The sequence below is a fragment of the Candidatus Symbiopectobacterium sp. NZEC135 genome (assembly GCF_025962695.1).
This window is the reverse complement of sequence record NZ_JAGFPF010000827.1, coordinates 1-907: the sequence shown is the minus strand read 5'-3', so window position 1 is coordinate 907 and position 907 is coordinate 1. Positions and strand designations below refer to the sequence as shown.

Here is a 907-nt window from a genome sequence, read left to right as displayed (position 1 = left end):
GGCGTTGAAGAAAACCCCAGGTCGACTCGATTTTCAACGCGGCATAGTCAGCCGGAATGATGACGGTGAGTTGGAAGTCAGAGCCACCGGCCATCAGGGATCGCACATCTTCAGCTCATTTAGCCTCGGCAACTGTTTTATCGTACTGGAAGCCGAACGCGGGCCGGTAGCCGCCGGAGAATGGGTAGAAATTGAACCCTTCAATGCGCTGCTGGGAGAGTGAGGATGTCAACCACCACCCCGAAAGCCCCAGAGAGTGAAGATGTGCTAAGCCACAGCGAAATGCTGCGCTACAACCGTCAGATCATGCTAAAAGGCTTCGATTTTGACGGACAGGAAGCGCTGAAAGCGGCTAGCGTACTGGTGGTGGGTTTGGGCGGTTTGGGTTGTGCCGCAGCGCAATACCTGGCTGCGGCAGGCGTGGGGCATTTGACGCTGCTGGATTTTGACACCGTTGCGCTCTCCAACCTGCAACGTCAGATTTTGCACCGCGATGCGCGTATCAATATGGCGAAGGTGGCCTCTGCCGCTACGGAACTGGCCGCCATTAATCCCCATATTTCGCTGGAGTGTATTAACGACGAACTGTCGGACGACGCCTTGCAGGCGCTGGTAAGCCGCCATCAGGTGGTGCTGGATTGCACCGACAACGTGGCGATACGCGATCGCCTTAACCGCTTTTGTTTTGACAGCAAAACGCCGCTGGTCTCCGGCGCAGCCATTCGCATGGAAGGCCAGATCAGTGTGTTTACCTACGGTGAACAAGAACCCTGTTACCGCTGCCTGAGCCGCCTGTTTGGTGAAAACGCGCTAACTTGCGCCGAAGCCGGCGTTATGTCCCCCCTGGTCGGTATCATCGGTGCCTTGCAGGCGATGGAGACGATAAAACTGCTGGCGCATTTTGGCG

1 protein-coding gene and 1 pseudogene are annotated in these 907 nt (G+C 56.6%); both read left to right on the top strand.

The annotated features are described in order from the left end of the window. A pseudogene (locus tag J5224_RS30760) lies at positions 1 to 223 on the top strand (molybdopterin molybdotransferase); the annotation flags it as partial. 2 nt (positions 224 to 225) lie between these two features. Beyond that, positions 226 to 907 (top strand): molybdopterin-synthase adenylyltransferase MoeB (gene moeB / locus J5224_RS30755; RefSeq protein WP_264628817.1); only part of this gene is annotated, 682 nt, incomplete at its 3' end.